The sequence below is a fragment of the Roseivirga sp. E12 genome, from assembly GCF_017592825.1.
Classification (GTDB): Bacteria; Bacteroidota; Bacteroidia; order Cytophagales; family Cyclobacteriaceae; genus Roseivirga.
Genome location: NZ_JAGFMD010000007.1, coordinates 215,305 through 231,349, shown reverse-complemented (window position 1 = coordinate 231,349; position 16,045 = coordinate 215,305). Strand labels below are relative to the sequence as shown.

The window sequence follows — 16,045 nt, the reverse complement described above, 5'->3', positions numbered from 1 at the left end:
ATGCATCTCTAGGTAGTTATTTAGAGTACTTTTGGGCATGAGCCGTGTGCGAATTCGTTGGTTGATAGGTTTACTGAGCTGCGCCCTACTTGGGTTGGTGGCCTTTCAGTACTATTGGATTACCGAGGTAAACAAGGTAAACAAAGAGCGATTCAGCCAAAATGTAAATGAGGCACTTAATGAGGTGACCCAAAGATTAGCCATAGAAAACGACATTAGTTTTCTGCAACGGGGAATGGCTTCAAACACTCGCCCCGGACCGAGAAGAAATGTGATTGACACCATGGGTACTTTGGTTAGCAATCGAGAGGCCATGCCTCAGGGAGAAATCGCTCCTTCGGAAGAGTTCATGAAAGGTTCCTTTCAATTGGTTGACGAGACCACTGGTCAAGTTGTTTTTGAATTTGGCTTTGAGTCAATAATGCAGCAAGGTGGCTTTAACTCAAGTCAATTTGGTAATTCTCCAGCTAGGCAGATTGATATGGAACGTCAAATGAATAGACGGGTAGAACTAATGAAAGAAAGTTGGTTCAACCACCTCTTAGGTAGCAACAACCTCTTTTCAAGAGTTAACCCTGATGTTTTAGATACGCTCCTTTCAGAAGAACTCACAAACAGAGGGGTTGATATACCCTATAACTATGGCATCATACATCGGCCCACTGATGATATTAAGCTTTCAATTATCGAGAACAAGAGTGATAAAGAAGCCTTGAAGAAATCTGAGCTAATGGTAAACCTTTTCCCTACGGATCTAAACCAGAAAGAATTTTACTTGGCCATTGACTTCCCAGGTCAGAAAAAGTTTTTGATGCGTCAGGCATTGGTTCCTCTTTCAGCCTCAGGTCTTCTATTAATCATTGTCATAGCCTGTTTTGCCTATGCCATCATGGTCATATTAAGACAAAAGAAGTTATCAGAAATAAAGAATGACTTCGTCAATAATATGACGCATGAATTCAAAACCCCCATTGCTACCGTTTCTCTTGCCACCGAGGCTTTGCAAGATGATGATATCAAGAGTAACAAGGCGATTGTAGACCGTTACGTTCAGGTGATCAGAGATGAAAACAAGAGACTGGGCATGCAAGTGGAGAAAGTACTCCAGATTGCTAGTCTCGATAAGAAGGATTTCAAGTTGAAGTTCGAGTCAACAAATCTCCATGAAATCATTGAAAAGGCATTGGTTAACATCAATATCCAAGTAGAAAAGAAAGGAGGGCAAATTACAAGTCAATTATCTGCTTCTGACGCCATGCTTGAAGCAGATAAGGTACACCTTACTAACATTATCTACAACCTTCTCGACAATGCCAACAAATACTCTCCAGATGCTCCTGAAATTCACATCCGGACAGACAATATATCCACAGGAATAATCCTCAAGATTTCTGACAAAGGAATTGGCATGTCCAAGGAGTCAATTGAAAAAATATTCGATAAGTTTTACCGAGTTTCCACTGGCAACGTCCATGACGTGAAGGGTTTTGGATTGGGCTTATCATACGTAAAAGACATTGTGGAAATGCACCAGGGCACCATCAATGTGAAAAGTGAAGTTGGACAAGGAAGCACATTTAAAATCTACTTACCCTTTAACTATGGCTAGTTTCAAATTATTACTGGTAGAAGATGATCCGAACTTGGGTCAGATTTTGAACGAATACTTATCATTGAAAGGGTACGAAACGCGACTCTGTCGCGATGGAGAAGAGGGGCTAAATGCTTTTAAAAGCGAGCCTTTTGACTTATGTCTTTTCGATATTATGCTGCCAAAAAAAGATGGTTTCTCCATGGCCAAGGAAATTAGACGGAACGATTCGGTTACACCCATCATGTTTCTGACGGCAAAATCTATGAAGGAAGATACCATCGAAGGTTTCAAAATAGGTGCGGACGACTATATCACGAAGCCCTTCAGCATGGAAGAACTTTTACTCAGGATTCAAGCCATTCTCAGGAGAACTGGGGAGAAGAATCCACAGTTTTCCGATCAAAAAGATTTTGATTTTGGGTCCTTCCATTTTGACTATGACAAGCAATTACTTCTTGAAAACGGCAATCAGACAAAATTGACTTCGAAGGAGTCTGAACTGTTAAGGTTACTGTGTTTACATGTCAATCAGCCTTTGGATCGCTCAACAGCTCTGAAAATGATCTGGAGAGATGACAGTTATTTCAATGCCAGAAGTATGGACGTCTATATTGCCAAATTGCGCAAGCACCTTAAAGTGGATCCTACTGTTCAAATCATGACCTTACATGGTTCGGGCTTTAAGCTAATCACCAACGCTCAGCCAGAATAACATCGAGGGCTTTTTTGGGAAGCTCATTAAGTTTTTGTATTTTCATAAGCTTCGGTTATAACAAAAATTTAAACCCGACACTCAGCTCGGAATCTTAAATTTTACTAGTTTAACCCCTTTCATTTTTCTGGCAATACTTATGATTCAAATAATACCCTCTATATCTATTATTGATGGCAAGCTTACTAGGCTCAAGCAAGGAGACTATAAGAGTGAGAAAGTCTATAAAAACAGTCCTGTGGATATTGCCAGACAGTTTGAAGAGTATGGGATTGAAAAGATTCATATCGTTGACCTTGATGGTGCCCTCAAAGGAAGCCCAATCAACTACCACATTCTTGAGTCCATTGCCGGATATACGAATTTGAAAATTGATTTTAGTGGGGGTATCTCCACTGATGGAGACATTAGCAAAGCCTATGAGTATGGGGCTACTTCAATTACAGCTGCTTCTATTGCAGTAGATAGGAAAGAACTATTCTCTTCCTGGATGCTCTCTTATGGTCGCGAGAAAATTACATTAGGCGCTGACTCTAAGAAGGGTAAAATTGCCATTAGAGGATGGCAAAAAAATACGAGAACCGAGCTTGATGATCATATAGACTATTTCTACATGCGTGGCATCAAGTACGTGAAATGCTCGGATGTCGACAAAGATGGTATTCAAGAAGGCCCGAATTTCGAACTGTACGAAAGACTTGTTGAAAAATTCCCTCACATATTCTTCCTAGCCAGTGGCGGTGTAAGATCCGTTGACGACATCAAAAGGCTTGAAGATATTGGTGTGAAAGGCGTAATCTTTGGTCGTGCTTACTATGAAGGCAATCTCACGCTCAAGGACATTGAAGCCCTTGTGAAGTAGTTGATTAGAAAGTATAGCTTAATTTAATACTTACATTTCTTCCCAAATCATCTGCATAGTATCTAAATCGGTTTAGATAGTCTCGATAACTATTATTGAACAAATTGTCTACCGACATAAAGACGTTCAAACTGTTTTCATTTCGAAACTTCAAGTCGAAGCCTCCACTTAGATTAAAGTTGACATATCCTTCCGGTGGAGCGACAAAGTCAAAAATTGAGGGGTCATTGGCGAACAAGTCTAGATCGTTATTATTGGCATCCAGTACCTCCGAAATTGAAACCACTCTTGGGGCGTTACCCTGACGACTCACAGCTCTGAAGCCAGCAGAAACAAATGGCTTTGCAAGCCTACCCTCTATAAAATTGTAAACTAATGCCCCTTCTAATTGACTAGATGGGATATTGATGAGTGGACTATTTAAATCTCTATCTTTTGCCCTAATCAAAGATAGTTTGGCAGTAGCCTCTAATTGGTCCGAAAACCTATACTCCAGATCAGTATCCACACCATAAATTAGGGCATCTGTTTGTTGATATCTAAATACTGGGAAGGCTCCACGGATGGTTAATTCAACACTCTCAGGCCTTAGATATATGTAGTCCGTAATCAGGTTATAGTAGGCCGAAACACTCACACTGAAGCGATCTGTATACTTTTCTAAGCTGTTAATCCATTTAAGTGACCTTTCCGATTTCAGGTCAGCGTTCCCTTCTTCAATCGCTGCCGCACCATGATGAAGGCCTTCACTATATAACTCATTGACGTGTGGTGCCCTCCATGCAGTTCCTAAATTGGATCTGAAGGTCCAGTCATCTGATAAAAAGAAGACTGCCCCTACGGAGCCTGTGACATTGTCAAAATCAAACTCTGGCTTTTGAAGCACGTTGTTTTGATCGAATCGTTTGACTAGGTAGTGCCTATGATCATACCTGACACCAAACTCAAGTTCGTATTTCGTTTTGATGAACCGTCCAATAAGGTGAGCACCGGCCGTCCAGTTCTCAAAATCAGGAATCAATGGTCTGATTCCAGTTTCCGGGTCGTTCTGGTTAACCTGAAACAAGAAGCTTGCCCCAACGTCCCATTTCCAATTACCCTTAGCGCTCATATCAAGATCAACGTCAAGTGTATGAGTCACTAAATCCAATGAAAGGGCAGGGATAGTTGATCTGCCAGCTCTTCTAATGTCAAACTCCTTTCGCACATTATTCTGAAGACCATACTGGATAGAAAAATCACCCAGGTCTTTCAATTCAATATGACCATTGGCCTTTAACAACTGATGCTTAACATCCTGAAATGGGTTATTAATGTCGTAACTGAAGTCTTCAATAAATAGCGGTCGATCACTATCTATGGCAATCGCTAAATCCGTAAGGTTCCCGATATGAGCACTTCTAAGTACTCCAAGCTCAGCATTGAAACTGCTATAAAATACCTCAAGACCCAAGTTGTCTTTGTGATAGCCGAAACCTAGTGAAAAGTTTTGCTCCTCAGTCCCAGTGTTGGTGAGTCTGTAATCTGCTGCTTGTGCATCTCCCCCTTTTTTGAATGTTCCTTGTACACGCCAGCCGAAGCCATCCAATCCATTAATACCTCCTTCAAAAAGAGCCGAAGAGGCATAGAGTCTGCTATTTGAGGCTCCTAATAAATTTACTTTTCCTGAAAATGACGGGCTATTAGGTAGTTCAGCAGGGTTGACAAGGATAACCCCACCAATGGCATCCGAACCATATTTAACGGCTGCGGCCCCCTTGATAAGTCTTAAATTGTTAGCGACAAAGGGATCAATTTCAGGAGCATGCTCTTGCCCCCATTGCTGTCCCTCCTGACGAATACCATTGTTCAATATGAGTATACGATTGCTATGCAAGCCATGAATTACTGGTTTTGCAATTGTGGGCCCAGTCTGCAACATATTCACACCTGTGATTTCCGTTAGTGCTTCACCAAGAGAAGCTCCGGCAGATCGGTTCAATGCTTCGGCATTAATCTCGCTCCGTTGAATGGTGACAATTTCAGCCACTTTTTCATCTTCAATTGTAACCTCACCAAGGTTTTTCACATCTACAAGCAGTCGGATCTCAATGGTATTAAGACCACTATTAAGGACATACTTCTGTTCGAAATCCTGAAAACCAATAAACCTGACAAGTATCGAAACTTCTTTTTGGCAAATGCCAAGCATCTCGAAAGTACCGTCTGATTTACTAGCTAAAGCCTGTCTATTGTTTTCTGTAACAACCTCGATGGTGGCAAAGGATATCGCTTTCCCATCCTCTGCAGAAATCACCTTTCCCTTAATATCATACGCACAGCCTGTCTGGGCAACAGCGAAGTCGGTGATAAGAACAAAAACAAGAAAACTCAAGAGGTAACCCCTAATCATGGAGCAAAAGTATATCTTTTTGCAACAGCATTGCAAGTAATAATTACGAACGGGAAGTTAGGAAAGAGAATTAACCGTCTACTTGCTTAAACTTGTAGAAAAGGTAATAGAAGATATTAAAGGAAACATCCGATTTACCATCTTTTACTTTCTTTTCGGAATTAACAGGTGCGGGAATTGTTTTTGGCGCTATACCTTCAATCACTATTGGCTTAGATGCACTCGGAGAATCCTCTGATGGTATCTTGAATACATCATTAGTTGTGGGTTCAGGCTTACCTTCTTCCAACAAAACCTCTGTGTTTGAAGAGTCTGACCTTACTACTACTTCTTCCTCTGGATCTTCTTCTCCACCTTCCTGTGCATAAGCTGCAACGTTGGTGAAACACAATCCAATAAAACAAGTTACTACCAATACTGTGACCTTTTTCAGCATAGTTTACTCTTTAAAGGGCCATAAAAATAACAAAATTTTGTAACTAGCTTAACGCCAAGCCAATAATTTTGTTTGGTAATTATCGATAAACTTCTTTCCAAAGGCATTTATGAGCACAATCACATGGCAAGATTTTGAACAGGTTTCACTGAATATTGGCACCATAATCAAAGCTGAAGAATACCCCGAAGCACGCCATCCTGCTTATATTATACATGTGGATTTAGGTCCATCAATAGGAATTAAAAAATCGAGTGCCCAAGTAACCAAACACTATCAAATCGATGAATTGGTAGGAAAACAGGTGATTTGTGTCACTAATTTTCCACCCAAGCAGATCGGAAAACTAATGTCTGAAATCCTCATTACAGGCTTTCCTGATAAGAATGGAGATGTAGTTCTTTCAACAGTTGATGCTCCTGTTCCCAATGGAGCCAAACTCTTTTAACTTTTTTGATTTGAAGATTGGAGAGATAGCAAAAATTGTTGAAGCTTCCACATGGAGCGAAGGGTCCAACTCAGACATTTTTGATCTGTCGGTTGACAGTAGATCAGCTAAAGGCTCATCGAATGAACTATTCATAGCCATTAAAGGTCCTAATCATGATGGTCATCAATTTATTAATGAGCTGGCAAAAAAAGGCACTCGAAACTTCATAGTTGAAGAGGGTGTAAGACCAATTCCTGATTGTAACATTCTCAAGGTAAACTCATCCATCGCAGCTCTTCAAAAAATTGCACATGCGAAAAGAATTCAGTTTAAAAAGGAGGTCATTGGGATAACCGGTAGCAATGGTAAGACGATAGTGAAAGAATGGCTGTCTACCATCTTATCAAATAACCTTGATGTCCTAAAAAGCCCGAAGAGTTATAACTCGCAAGTAGGAGTTCCCTTATCGGTATGGCCTTTATCGACACACCATGATCTAGCTGTTTTTGAAGCCGGCATATCTATGCCCGGTGAAATGGAAAACTTGGCCAAAGTGATTGAGCCAAGCACAGGCATATTCACCAATATTGGTACGGCTCATGATGAGCACTTTGGCTCACAAAAGGAAAAGATCGAAGAAAAGCTAAAGCTATTTGAGAAGAGTGAGTCCTTGGTCTTTCGAGCAGATCATAGCGAACTCTCTGAAGTAATTAATAAGGATTATAAAGGAAGTAAGATAAGCTGGTCAACCGAGCCAGACATCGACTCCCTTGTGAAGGTAGAGGCAAGTAGTCCTAAAAACATCAAAGTTTTATTCAAGGGCGATCACTACACTTTCCAATCAGAGTTCACAGATGAAGCTTCGTTGGAGAACTTGATACATAGCATAGTATGTGCTCTTCATTTAGGACTGACACCCGCTCAAATCCAAGTAGGCATCGCCATGATCAGTCCGATCAAAATGAGACTTGAGTTAAAGCGGGGTGTTAACAATACGTATCTGATTGACGATACTTATAATAATGATCTGGCAGGCCTAACTAAGGCCCTTGACTTTATGGATCAACAACAGCAATTGGCTAAAAGGTCAGTTATTCTATCGGATTTCGTTCAAAATAAGTCTACCAACGAATTCTACGCAGAACTGAATCAACTGCTCTTACAAAAGGGCATAGATAAGCTAATTGCCATTGGACCGGAGTTGTCAGCACACAAGAAACATTTTAGTCTTGAGAGTAAATTCTATGACAACACCGAGAGCTTCCTTGCTTCTCTTTCTAAACAATCTTTTCAGAATGAGTTGATCCTAATAAAGGGAGCTCGTCAGTTCGCTTTTGAGAGAATTTCTAAGCTGTTAGCCGACAAGGGTCATAAAACGGTCCTTGAAATCAATCTCGATGCGGTAACGCATAATTTGAACTACTATAAGTCTCTTCTCAAACCAGAGACCAAAGTGATGGTGGTCGTTAAAGCCTTGGCTTATGGGGCTGGTAGTTCCGAAATCAGCAAACTCCTAGAGTTTCACAAAGTGGATTATCTGGCTGTTGCATATGCCGATGAAGGAGTTATGCTTAGGCAAGATGGGATTAAACTGCCCATCATGGTAATGAATGCCTCGATGGACGATCCATACAAGTTGATTCAATATAACCTGGAACCCGAAATATATAGCCTCGAACAATTGGAGGCATTTCTCCAAGCATACCAATTTGCCAATAAGATTTTGCCGGCCCATCTGATTCTCAATACAGGAATGAATCGCTTGGGCTTCAACGAAACCGATCTTAATCCCTTGATTGAAAGAATTCACAATAATCCACACATCCGGATAGAGAGCGTTTTTTCACATCTTGCTGCATCGGAGGAAAAAGCCCATGAGAGTTTTACAAAAGAGCAGATTACACAGTTCCGTCAATATGCAGACCAGATTGAGAGTGCTCTTGATTATCAACCTATAAGGCATATACTAAACTCCGGGGGGATCATTCGTCATAATGCCGATCAGGAAAATATGGTGAGACTGGGCATTGGCCTACACGGTATAGAGGTAAGTGATCTTCATGCCGACAAGCTCCAAAACACGTCAACGCTCAAGACTGTGATCTCACAACTTAGAACCGTAAAAGCTGGAGAGACCATTGGCTATGGACGAAGAGGAAAAGCGATCAACGATATGGCTATTGCCACCATAGCTATTGGTTATGCGGATGGCTATCTAAGGTATTTCGGCAATGGGGCAGCTTATGTTAGCGTAAATGGTCAAAAGGCAAAGACTATCGGAAACATCTGTATGGACATGACTATGATTGACGTCACTGGTTTGTCTGTGGAAGTAGGAGATGAAGTAGTTATTTTTGGTAGCGATCCTACCGTAAGTCAACTTGCTAAATGGGGTGACACCATCCCTTATGAGGTTCTGACCAACGTCAGCAATCGAGTTAAAAGAGTTTTCTACTCGGAATAGTTAGCCCCCACAACCAATGTTTTTCTTCAAAGAAACATCTTTGGGAAAGCCTCCAAAGTCAAAATCATCTTGATCACTAAAATCTGAATCCTTAGTTTTTTCAGCTTTCACAGCCTTCTCAGCTTTGGGACTTCCAATTGGTTTCTTTTTCTTTTCGGGCATGGTTTTATAACTGTAAATTAGATGAATTGATTCAAATTGAGCGATTTGATCTGGATAAGAAAACAGTTTCAGCCTGTAGATAACGCACCATTGATTCTTTTCAGAATCATTTTTGGCTTCCTTCTCTTCGCGGAAAGCTTCGGTGCCATTTTAACCGGATGGGTGAGAACAGTTCTCATAGAACCCGAATTTAATTTTACCATAATCGGCTTTGAATGGCTTCAAGCACCAGACGGCTATGGCATGTACATTCACTTTGCTGCAATGGCCATTTGTGGATTAATGGTTATGCTTGGCTTCTATTATCGGATAGGAATTGCCGGTTTTACTATTTTATGGACACTCGTTTATTGGATGCAAAAATCGGCATACAATAACCACTACTACTTCTTAATACTCCTTTGCATTTTCATGCTCATTCTGCCCGCACATGCCTATGCATCATTTGATGCGAAGAGGAAAAATGCAGTGGTTTCTACAACCTGCCCTCGTTGGTGCCTCAACATTTTCATACTGCAGATGTGGATCGTTTACTCCTTTGCGGCCATACACAAACTTTATCCTGGTTGGCTGGAAGGAGAATTCATCGCCATGAATTTTTTGGGCAAAAGTGACTATTGGCTGATCGGCAGTCTGCTGCAAGAACCTTGGCTACAGAAGGCTGTCGTTATAGGGGGCATAGCCTTCGATGGATTGATTGTCTACTTCCTACTCTATAGAAAAACACGAATTCCAGCTTTCATAAGCTCTATCTTCTTTCATCTTTTCAATTCCATTGTTTTCCAAATTGGCATCTTTCCTTATTTGATGATTGGGCTCACAGTCTTTTTCTTTGAACCAGAGTTGGTTCGAAGGATTTTCTTCAAGAAGAAGCCGATTATCAATTATCAAACACTCGCCATACCACATATTACTGTTAGGAGACTTTCAATCGCATTCGCTTTTCTATGCTACTTCATCTTACAGCTCTACTTGCCATTAAGACATCACTTGTACAAAGGAGATGTCTTCTATACAGAAGAAGGCCATAGGCTGGCATGGCGAATGATGCTTCGTTACAAGTCAGGAAATTCAACTTTTAACATTAAATCCACCACGCTCGATTCTACCTGGACAGTAAGGCCTAGCGAGTTTCTCACCAGAAAGCAATCCAGTGCTATAGTGGGAAAACCCGATATGATCTGGCAGTTTGCTCAGTACCTTAATCGACACTATAAAAATGAAGGTTTAGGCGATGTCGAAGTGAGAGTAGATGCCTTTACTCGCTTGAACAATCAACCAACGGTAAGGCTAATTGATAGCCAGACTGATCTGACACAAGTAAAATGGCAGTCATTAAAACATTCCGATTGGATATTGAGTCCAGACAAAAAATAACTATCACTTTGTAAAGCCAAACTTGGCTGCTAAATTGCGCTCTTTATAATTAATCTAAATAAAGATTGAGAAATCTAACCCACCTCAGAATCCACGAAAAAGGGATTATTAAAGGTTTTACTGACGAAGTACTCTCAGTAAAATTGATGGAAATGGGTTGCCTCCCTGGGACTGAGGTTTCTCTTGAACTTATTGCTCCTTTTGGTGACCCAATAGCCATTGAAGTTGCCGGCTACCAACTCTCACTTCGAAAAATAGAAGCTTCGAGTATTCTGCTTGAAGAAGTTTAAGATGTCTATCAAGAACGATTTGAAAATAGCGCTTGTAGGCAATCCAAATTCCGGAAAATCTACGCTATTCAATCTACTCACTGGCCTGAAACAAAAGACTGGGAATTTCCCTGGAGTAACGGTTGATAAAAAGTCGGGTAGGATGAAGCTGCCAGATGGCAAACAAGCTGAACTGATTGACCTTCCGGGTACCTATAGCATCTACCCAAAGACGCTCGATGAGCAAATCGTCCAAGAGGTTTTATTAGATGCAGACCATGATCAACACCCTGACATGGTCATTGTGGTTGCAGATGCCTCCAACTTAAAAAGAAACTTGCTCCTATTCACGCAAATTCGAGACCTCAACATGCCGATGGTGCTGGTACTCAATATGATGGACGTGGCAGAAAGAAGGCAACTAAAGATTGACTTGAGGGGACTCTCGATCGACCTGGGAGTAAAAATTATACCAACCAACTCCCATACTGGTGCTGGAGTAGAGGTCTTGAAAAATGTACTCGCCCAGCCGTTAGTCAAATCCAAAAAGCCGTTTTATCAAGTCAAAGGTCTTGCGGAGAAGACTATTGAGGACATCAAAAGTGAGTTTAGCTTAGATGAGGACTACCGAGCCTACCAATATGCCCAGCAAAATGTACGTTTAAAGTTTCTTCCAGAGTCGGAAAAAGAAAGAATTGAAACCATTAAAAAAGAGAATGGCTTCTATGATGTACCTACCCAATCCCAAGAAACACTTGGCCGATATGCATTAATCTCTGATATCGTAGATCGTAACATCAAGCAATCCACCGAAGGCAATAAGGCCACACTTTCTCAGCGGATAGATAGAATCACTACCCACAAGGTATTTGGCTATGTCATTTTCCTATCTCTGCTAATGCTCATCTTTCAATCAATTTTTGCATGGGCTGAGGGGCCGATGGACCTGATTGAAGCTGGTCTTGCAGGTTTTAGCGATTGGGTAAAAGGAGCACTACCTGAAGGAGTAGTCAACGATTTAGTGACCGATGGCATCATTGCTGGACTCGCTGGGGTGCTTGTCTTCATTCCACAAATTGCAATCCTTTTTGGCTTCATATCACTGCTCGAAGAATCGGGCTATATGTCCAGAGCGGTCTTCCTAATGGACCGTGTAATGCGAAATTTTGGATTGAATGGTAAAAGTGTCGTCCCATTAGTTTCAGGGATGGCTTGTGCGATTCCTGCCATCATGGCAACGAGAAATATTGACAACTGGAAAGATAGGTTGATCACCATCTTTGTTACACCATTTATGAGCTGCTCGGCTCGACTTCCTGTTTATACCCTTCTGATCGCTTTGGTGGTTCCGGATGATTATGTCTTCGGTCTATTCAATTTGAAAGGCTTGGTGTTGACAGCACTTTATTTACTCGGCTTTTTCGCAGCAATCCTATCGGCATGGGCCATGAAGTTTATCCTGAAGACCAAGCACAAAGGCTACTTCATAATGGAGCTTCCTGGTTATAAAGTACCACAATGGAAAAACGTAGGTTTGACCATTTTCGAAAAGTCCAAAACCTTTGTGGTAGAAGCAGGAAAAGTAATCATCGCGATTTCCATTTTACTATGGGTACTGGCTTCCTATGGCTTCAGCGATAATTTTAAAAATGCGGAATCCAATGTGAGGCAAGAGCTTCCGACCAATGCCTCCGAAGAGGAATATAACATTGCCTTAAATGCATACAAACTTGAACACTCCCTTGCGGGATCGTTTGGTAAGGTGATAGAACCAGCCATTGAGCCTTTAGGCTATGATTGGAAGATTGGTATTGCCCTCATCACCTCTTTCGCTGCGCGAGAAGTATTTGTAGGCACCATGTCTACCATCTACAGTATAGGGGCAGATGAAGACGATGAGCTAACCATCAAAGAGAAGCTGAGCAAAGAGATTAATCCGAAAACCGGAAAACCAATGTATACCATGGCGCTTGGGTTTTCACTAATGGTGTTCTATGCCTTTGCCATGCAATGCATGAGTACTGTGGCAGTCGTATATAGAGAAACAAAGGGCTGGAAGTGGCCTTTGATCCAAGTTGTATACATGACGGCAGTAGCTTACCTTTCTGCCTTGCTTACCTATAATATTTTCTCTTAGTCCGGCTTATAATTAAGCGGCAACCAATCTGAGAAGGCTCCCCATCGCCACCATCCACCAAAAAGCACATCCCTTGGGTTCTTGAATTGACCTGGGTACCCAACAGGGGTATCGTAGTTAATAAAGAAAATGATCGATTTCTGAAAAAGGTCCACATCCGTGACATCAAGCCCGAAAACCTGGTAGCTAGACAAACTTTGTCCATCGGTTAGTGAAATGGAGGTTCTTACTTTTTTATCGGTGTACTTATAGTTACCACTTTTTGAGGTGCTACGATAGAGCTTTTTATAGGCGCTTGCTTCATATTCTCCTTTATAAGTAACCTCTACATCCGAGGTGGCATGTAGTGTATATAAATACTCCTTATCGGTTTTTTCTAAAGTAAGTATCTCATTAGCGGGAGGCGGATTAAGTGGTGTGGTATACTCTGATGTCACAGAGTCATATTGTACCAAATTGAGCTCGAAGCCCTGCTCTTCTAGTGAATTATTAATCATCGCGTTCAGAAAGTGTTGAGCGGACCCATTATATGCTCTCTCGCGCTCCATCTCCCATTTTTGGTACTTCTTCCTGGATTTAGTTTCTAACTCTTGGAATTTGGCACTTCCAATATTCAATTTTAAACCGTTCTGAAAACGAAACTCTTCGAGCAAATAACCAATTCGATAACCCAAAGCTCGGTTTTCTACATAGAGAATATCATCAGCGGTAACCCTATAGTTATCATTATCATCGAGGTATTCGAAATTCAAGACTTCAGGATTTACGATACGACATTGCTTTGCATTATTAGATCTACCCAAGAATTCCCTCCGAAAACGCTTCAGTAGTTGCCTATCAGCCCTTTTAAACCGCTTAGGTGCCTTTCCAAAAACCTGAATACTCTCGAGTACCACTGGATCAATCTCCATTTCAATAATGTACTTGGAGTTCTCAACATCATGCTTGTAGTTAAAGGGGATTACCTTCGTTTTATAGCCTACATAAGAGACCACCAGATTGAACCCAATGTCTGGGATATCATCAATTTCAAAGTTTCCCTCAGAATCGGTGGCAGCTCCTAACGTACTTCTTTCAATAAAAACATTGACATAGTGGAGCGGTGCTCTCGTCTTAATATCAACGACTTGTCCGGTAACCTTGCGTTCACTATAAATCCTTTTCAGTATGATCACTGTAGACCCTACTTCGCGAAAGTACAGATTGGCTTCTGAAAGGATTTCAGTAAGAATTGTTCTGATTGGTGCGTCTCTATAGGCCTTAGCTATCTTGACATCTCTCGGAATGATATTACTGTTATAGGAGAAATTCACTCCTGACAGCCTATCTAATTGCCTGAGTGAGGATACTATTGAAACGTTATTGAATTGTATAGAAATGACATCATCCAGCGCAGATTCACTGGGATCTTGTGCCGAAAGTTGATAGAATGATAGGAATAGAATAGAAACTAGAAAGCTCCTGACCATGCACCAATTTAATTAGCGCATGCCTTTCCTTCTAATTTTATCTGATTTTCTTTGCTGCGAATGACTTTTAATTGGCTGTTAACGAATGTGTCTTGTACTAACTTTAGCACCTCATCCAGCGACTGATTCTCATAATTGGCCGTTAATTGGCAATTGCGTAGCTCTTCACTAAAATCAATTTCTACCCAATATGTCTCTTCAAGGTTTTTGATCACTTTCTCAAAAGATGCATTCTCAAAAACAAGTTTACGAGTCCACCAAGCAGCATAATTCTGGTCAGCGACTGTACCTCGCTTAATATCACTACCATCAGCAGAAAGCATTGCCATCTCACCTGCATTCACTATTTCAGGCTGAAGTTCGTCATTTACGGAAGAGAACTTAACGGTTCCTTCTGTAACATTTAATTCAATGTCTTTTCCATCATAAGCCTTAACATCAAAGCTAGTACCTAGCACTTCTACTTGACCATTATTGGCCTCGATTACGAATGGCAGAGATTCATTTCTTTGGACATCAAAGTTAGCACCTCCACTCAATGTGATATTTCTATGAGATTCGCCAAAACCTTTGGCATAAGCCAGTGTAGAGTTTGCGTTCAATTTTACCGTAGAACCATCAGGCAATACAACTTCCTTCATTTCGGAACCCGTTGTTACTTCAGTCAGTGAAGAAATACCGATTAGATCATTGACTCCATTTCTACCGCTTTCAGACAAGAAATATCCTGCTGTCAGTACTATCAACAAAGTCGCGGCAATTTTTAAGAATGTATATTTTGGTCTGCGTTCTATTGGAACTATCCTAGTCTGTGGCTTTATCTCTTGGGCAACGGCATTCCAAGCCTGTGATTTGTCAAAAGACATATCATCAGACTGAGAACCTTCAGTCCATAAATTGAGATAATCTTCAAGTTCGATTCTTAACTCCTCGCTTTCAACGAGTTGTTTCTCAAACTCTGCTCTCTCTTCTTCGCTTAACTCATTGGCCAAATAACCGGCCATTAGCTCTTCCATCACCTATTTTTTTCTATTCACAAACTTAACAACCAACCCCATAGACACCCCTACATCAATGTGATAATCGGCAGAAAAAAGACTAAATAATCCTTTAAACTAGCTCTCAACAACTTTAATGCCTTCCCCATGTGTACTTCAACGGTTTTTTTGGAGATTCCCAGCTCTTCAGCAATCTCATGGTACTTTAGTCCTTCCTCACGGCTAAGCCTGAAAACCCGCTGACACTGCGGAGGTAAATCATTCAATGCGTCCTTAATCCTTTTTTGAAGCTCGAAATCGGGTTGGTGACTTACAAACTCTCGCTGTATTTCCACAATACGGTCTTGTTTTTTAGACACGTAAGTAGATACAACCTTTCGGTGCTTGATATAATTCAAGGCTGTATTATAGGCCGCTCGAAAGACATAGGACTTAAAACTTATGTCAGAACGAATCATTGCTCGTTTCTCCCATAAGTTCACAAATGTGGCTTGCACAATCTCTTCTGTAGTATCACTGTCTCGAATGATTCGAATGACATACCTGCAGGCAGGCTCGTAATACATATTAAAAAGTTTCTCGAAAGCCGCATTATCACCATTGGCGAAGGCTTCTAGCAACTCACTCTCTTCTATTGCCACAGACAGAATTTTCAGTAAAAGCCCAAGATATAAAGAAATTCTAAATAGAAAGCATGTATCATTTTACTAGCTTAGCGCACCTTAAAATCCATCTGTGGATTT

General features: G+C 41.0%; 14 protein-coding genes. 8 read left to right on the top strand and 6 right to left on the bottom strand.

From position 1 onward, the window contains the following. Positions 1-37: 37 nt before the first annotated feature. The 3 genes from J4E76_RS15940 to J4E76_RS15930 all read left to right on the top strand — a co-directional run bounded on the left by J4E76_RS15940 (position 38) and on the right by J4E76_RS15930 (position 3,168). A complete protein-coding gene (locus tag J4E76_RS15940) occupies positions 38-1,609 on the top strand; it encodes a cell wall metabolism sensor histidine kinase WalK (RefSeq protein WP_208505780.1) in 1,572 nt (523 codons plus the stop codon). After that, positions 1,602-2,306, top strand: coding sequence for a response regulator transcription factor (locus tag J4E76_RS15935; RefSeq protein WP_208505779.1), 705 nt, complete (start codon positions 1,602-1,604; stop codon positions 2,304-2,306). The genes J4E76_RS15940 and J4E76_RS15935 overlap by 8 nt, the downstream gene beginning before the upstream one ends. Before the next feature lie 139 nt (positions 2,307-2,445). Then, positions 2,446-3,168 (top strand): HisA/HisF-related TIM barrel protein, encoded by a 723-nt coding sequence (locus J4E76_RS15930; RefSeq protein ID WP_208505778.1) that lies wholly within the window; start codon positions 2,446-2,448, stop codon positions 3,166-3,168. A 4-nt stretch (positions 3,169-3,172) separates the two neighbouring features. On the opposite strand, the gene J4E76_RS15925 is transcribed toward J4E76_RS15930, so the two are convergent. Together J4E76_RS15925 and J4E76_RS15920 are read right to left on the bottom strand one after the other, a co-directional pair. Further along, the gene (locus J4E76_RS15925) at positions 3,173-5,560 is read right to left on the bottom strand and encodes a TonB-dependent receptor domain-containing protein (protein ID WP_208505777.1); all 2,388 of its coding nucleotides are present in this window, start codon (positions 5,558-5,560) and stop codon (positions 3,173-3,175) included. 70 nt (positions 5,561-5,630) lie between these two features. Further along, on the bottom strand, positions 5,631-5,996 hold the full coding sequence (locus tag J4E76_RS15920; RefSeq protein WP_208505776.1) for a hypothetical protein: 366 nt from the start codon (positions 5,994-5,996) through the stop codon (positions 5,631-5,633). Between the two features lie 109 nt (positions 5,997-6,105). On the opposite strand from J4E76_RS15920, the gene J4E76_RS15915 reads away from it, so the two are divergent. After that, positions 6,106-6,444, top strand: a complete 339-nt coding sequence (locus tag J4E76_RS15915) for a tRNA-binding protein (RefSeq protein ID WP_208505775.1) — start codon at positions 6,106-6,108, stop codon at positions 6,442-6,444. Between the two features lie 10 nt (positions 6,445-6,454). Then, positions 6,455-8,890, top strand: a complete 2,436-nt coding sequence (locus tag J4E76_RS15910) for a bifunctional UDP-N-acetylmuramoyl-tripeptide:D-alanyl-D-alanine ligase/alanine racemase (protein WP_236017504.1) — start codon at positions 6,455-6,457, stop codon at positions 8,888-8,890. Here J4E76_RS15910 and J4E76_RS15905 read toward each other — a convergent pair whose 3' ends face one another. Further along, entirely contained in the window at positions 8,891-9,052 is a 162-nt protein-coding gene (locus J4E76_RS15905; protein WP_208505773.1) for a hypothetical protein, read from the bottom strand. A gap of 45 nt (positions 9,053-9,097) precedes the next feature. On the opposite strand from J4E76_RS15905, the gene J4E76_RS15900 reads away from it, so the two are divergent. The 3 genes from J4E76_RS15900 to feoB all read left to right on the top strand — a co-directional run bounded on the left by J4E76_RS15900 (position 9,098) and on the right by feoB (position 12,835). Beyond that, entirely contained in the window at positions 9,098-10,429 is a 1,332-nt protein-coding gene (locus J4E76_RS15900; RefSeq protein WP_236017503.1) for an HTTM domain-containing protein, read from the top strand. A 65-nt stretch (positions 10,430-10,494) separates the two neighbouring features. Continuing rightward, on the top strand, positions 10,495-10,719 hold the full coding sequence (locus tag J4E76_RS15895; protein ID WP_208505772.1) for a FeoA family protein: 225 nt from the start codon (positions 10,495-10,497) through the stop codon (positions 10,717-10,719). Next, the gene (gene feoB / locus J4E76_RS15890) at positions 10,706-12,835 is read left to right on the top strand and encodes a ferrous iron transport protein B (protein WP_370592815.1); all 2,130 of its coding nucleotides are present in this window, start codon (positions 10,706-10,708) and stop codon (positions 12,833-12,835) included. Before J4E76_RS15895 ends, feoB begins: the two co-directional genes overlap by 14 nt. Here feoB and J4E76_RS15885 read toward each other — a convergent pair. From J4E76_RS15885 to J4E76_RS15875, 3 genes are read right to left on the bottom strand one after another with little or no spacing between them, the layout of a single operon-like run. After that, a complete protein-coding gene (locus J4E76_RS15885) occupies positions 12,832-14,304 on the bottom strand; it encodes a carboxypeptidase-like regulatory domain-containing protein (RefSeq protein WP_208505771.1) in 1,473 nt (490 codons plus the stop codon). The genes feoB and J4E76_RS15885 overlap by 4 nt on opposite strands. A gap of 8 nt (positions 14,305-14,312) precedes the next feature. Further along, complete coding sequence (locus J4E76_RS15880) at positions 14,313-15,320, bottom strand: FecR family protein (RefSeq protein WP_208505770.1); 1,008 nt, start codon at positions 15,318-15,320, stop codon at positions 14,313-14,315. A 50-nt stretch (positions 15,321-15,370) separates the two neighbouring features. Further along, positions 15,371-15,943, bottom strand: a complete 573-nt coding sequence (locus tag J4E76_RS15875; RefSeq protein ID WP_208505769.1) for an RNA polymerase sigma-70 factor — start codon at positions 15,941-15,943, stop codon at positions 15,371-15,373. Positions 15,944-16,045: the final 102 nt, after the last annotated feature.

Bases quoted from the DNA above. Each gene is read 5' to 3' on its own strand.
- J4E76_RS15880 (WP_208505770.1), bottom strand. From the start codon at position 15,320: ATGGAAGAGCTAATGGCCGGTTATTTGGCCAATGAGTTAAGCGAAGAA.
- J4E76_RS15920 (WP_208505776.1), bottom strand. From the start codon at position 5,996: ATGCTGAAAAAGGTCACAGTATTGGTAGTAACTTGTTTTATTGGATTG.
- J4E76_RS15935 (WP_208505779.1), top strand. From the start codon at position 1,602: ATGGCTAGTTTCAAATTATTACTGGTAGAAGATGATCCGAACTTGGGT.
- J4E76_RS15915 (WP_208505775.1), top strand. From the start codon at position 6,106: ATGAGCACAATCACATGGCAAGATTTTGAACAGGTTTCACTGAATATT.
- J4E76_RS15940 (WP_208505780.1), top strand. From the start codon at position 38: ATGAGCCGTGTGCGAATTCGTTGGTTGATAGGTTTACTGAGCTGCGCC.
- J4E76_RS15905 (WP_208505773.1), bottom strand. From the start codon at position 9,052: ATGCCCGAAAAGAAAAAGAAACCAATTGGAAGTCCCAAAGCTGAGAAG.
- J4E76_RS15925 (WP_208505777.1), bottom strand. From the start codon at position 5,560: ATGATTAGGGGTTACCTCTTGAGTTTTCTTGTTTTTGTTCTTATCACC.
- J4E76_RS15885 (WP_208505771.1), bottom strand. From the start codon at position 14,304: ATGGTCAGGAGCTTTCTAGTTTCTATTCTATTCCTATCATTCTATCAA.
- J4E76_RS15930 (WP_208505778.1), top strand. From the start codon at position 2,446: ATGATTCAAATAATACCCTCTATATCTATTATTGATGGCAAGCTTACT.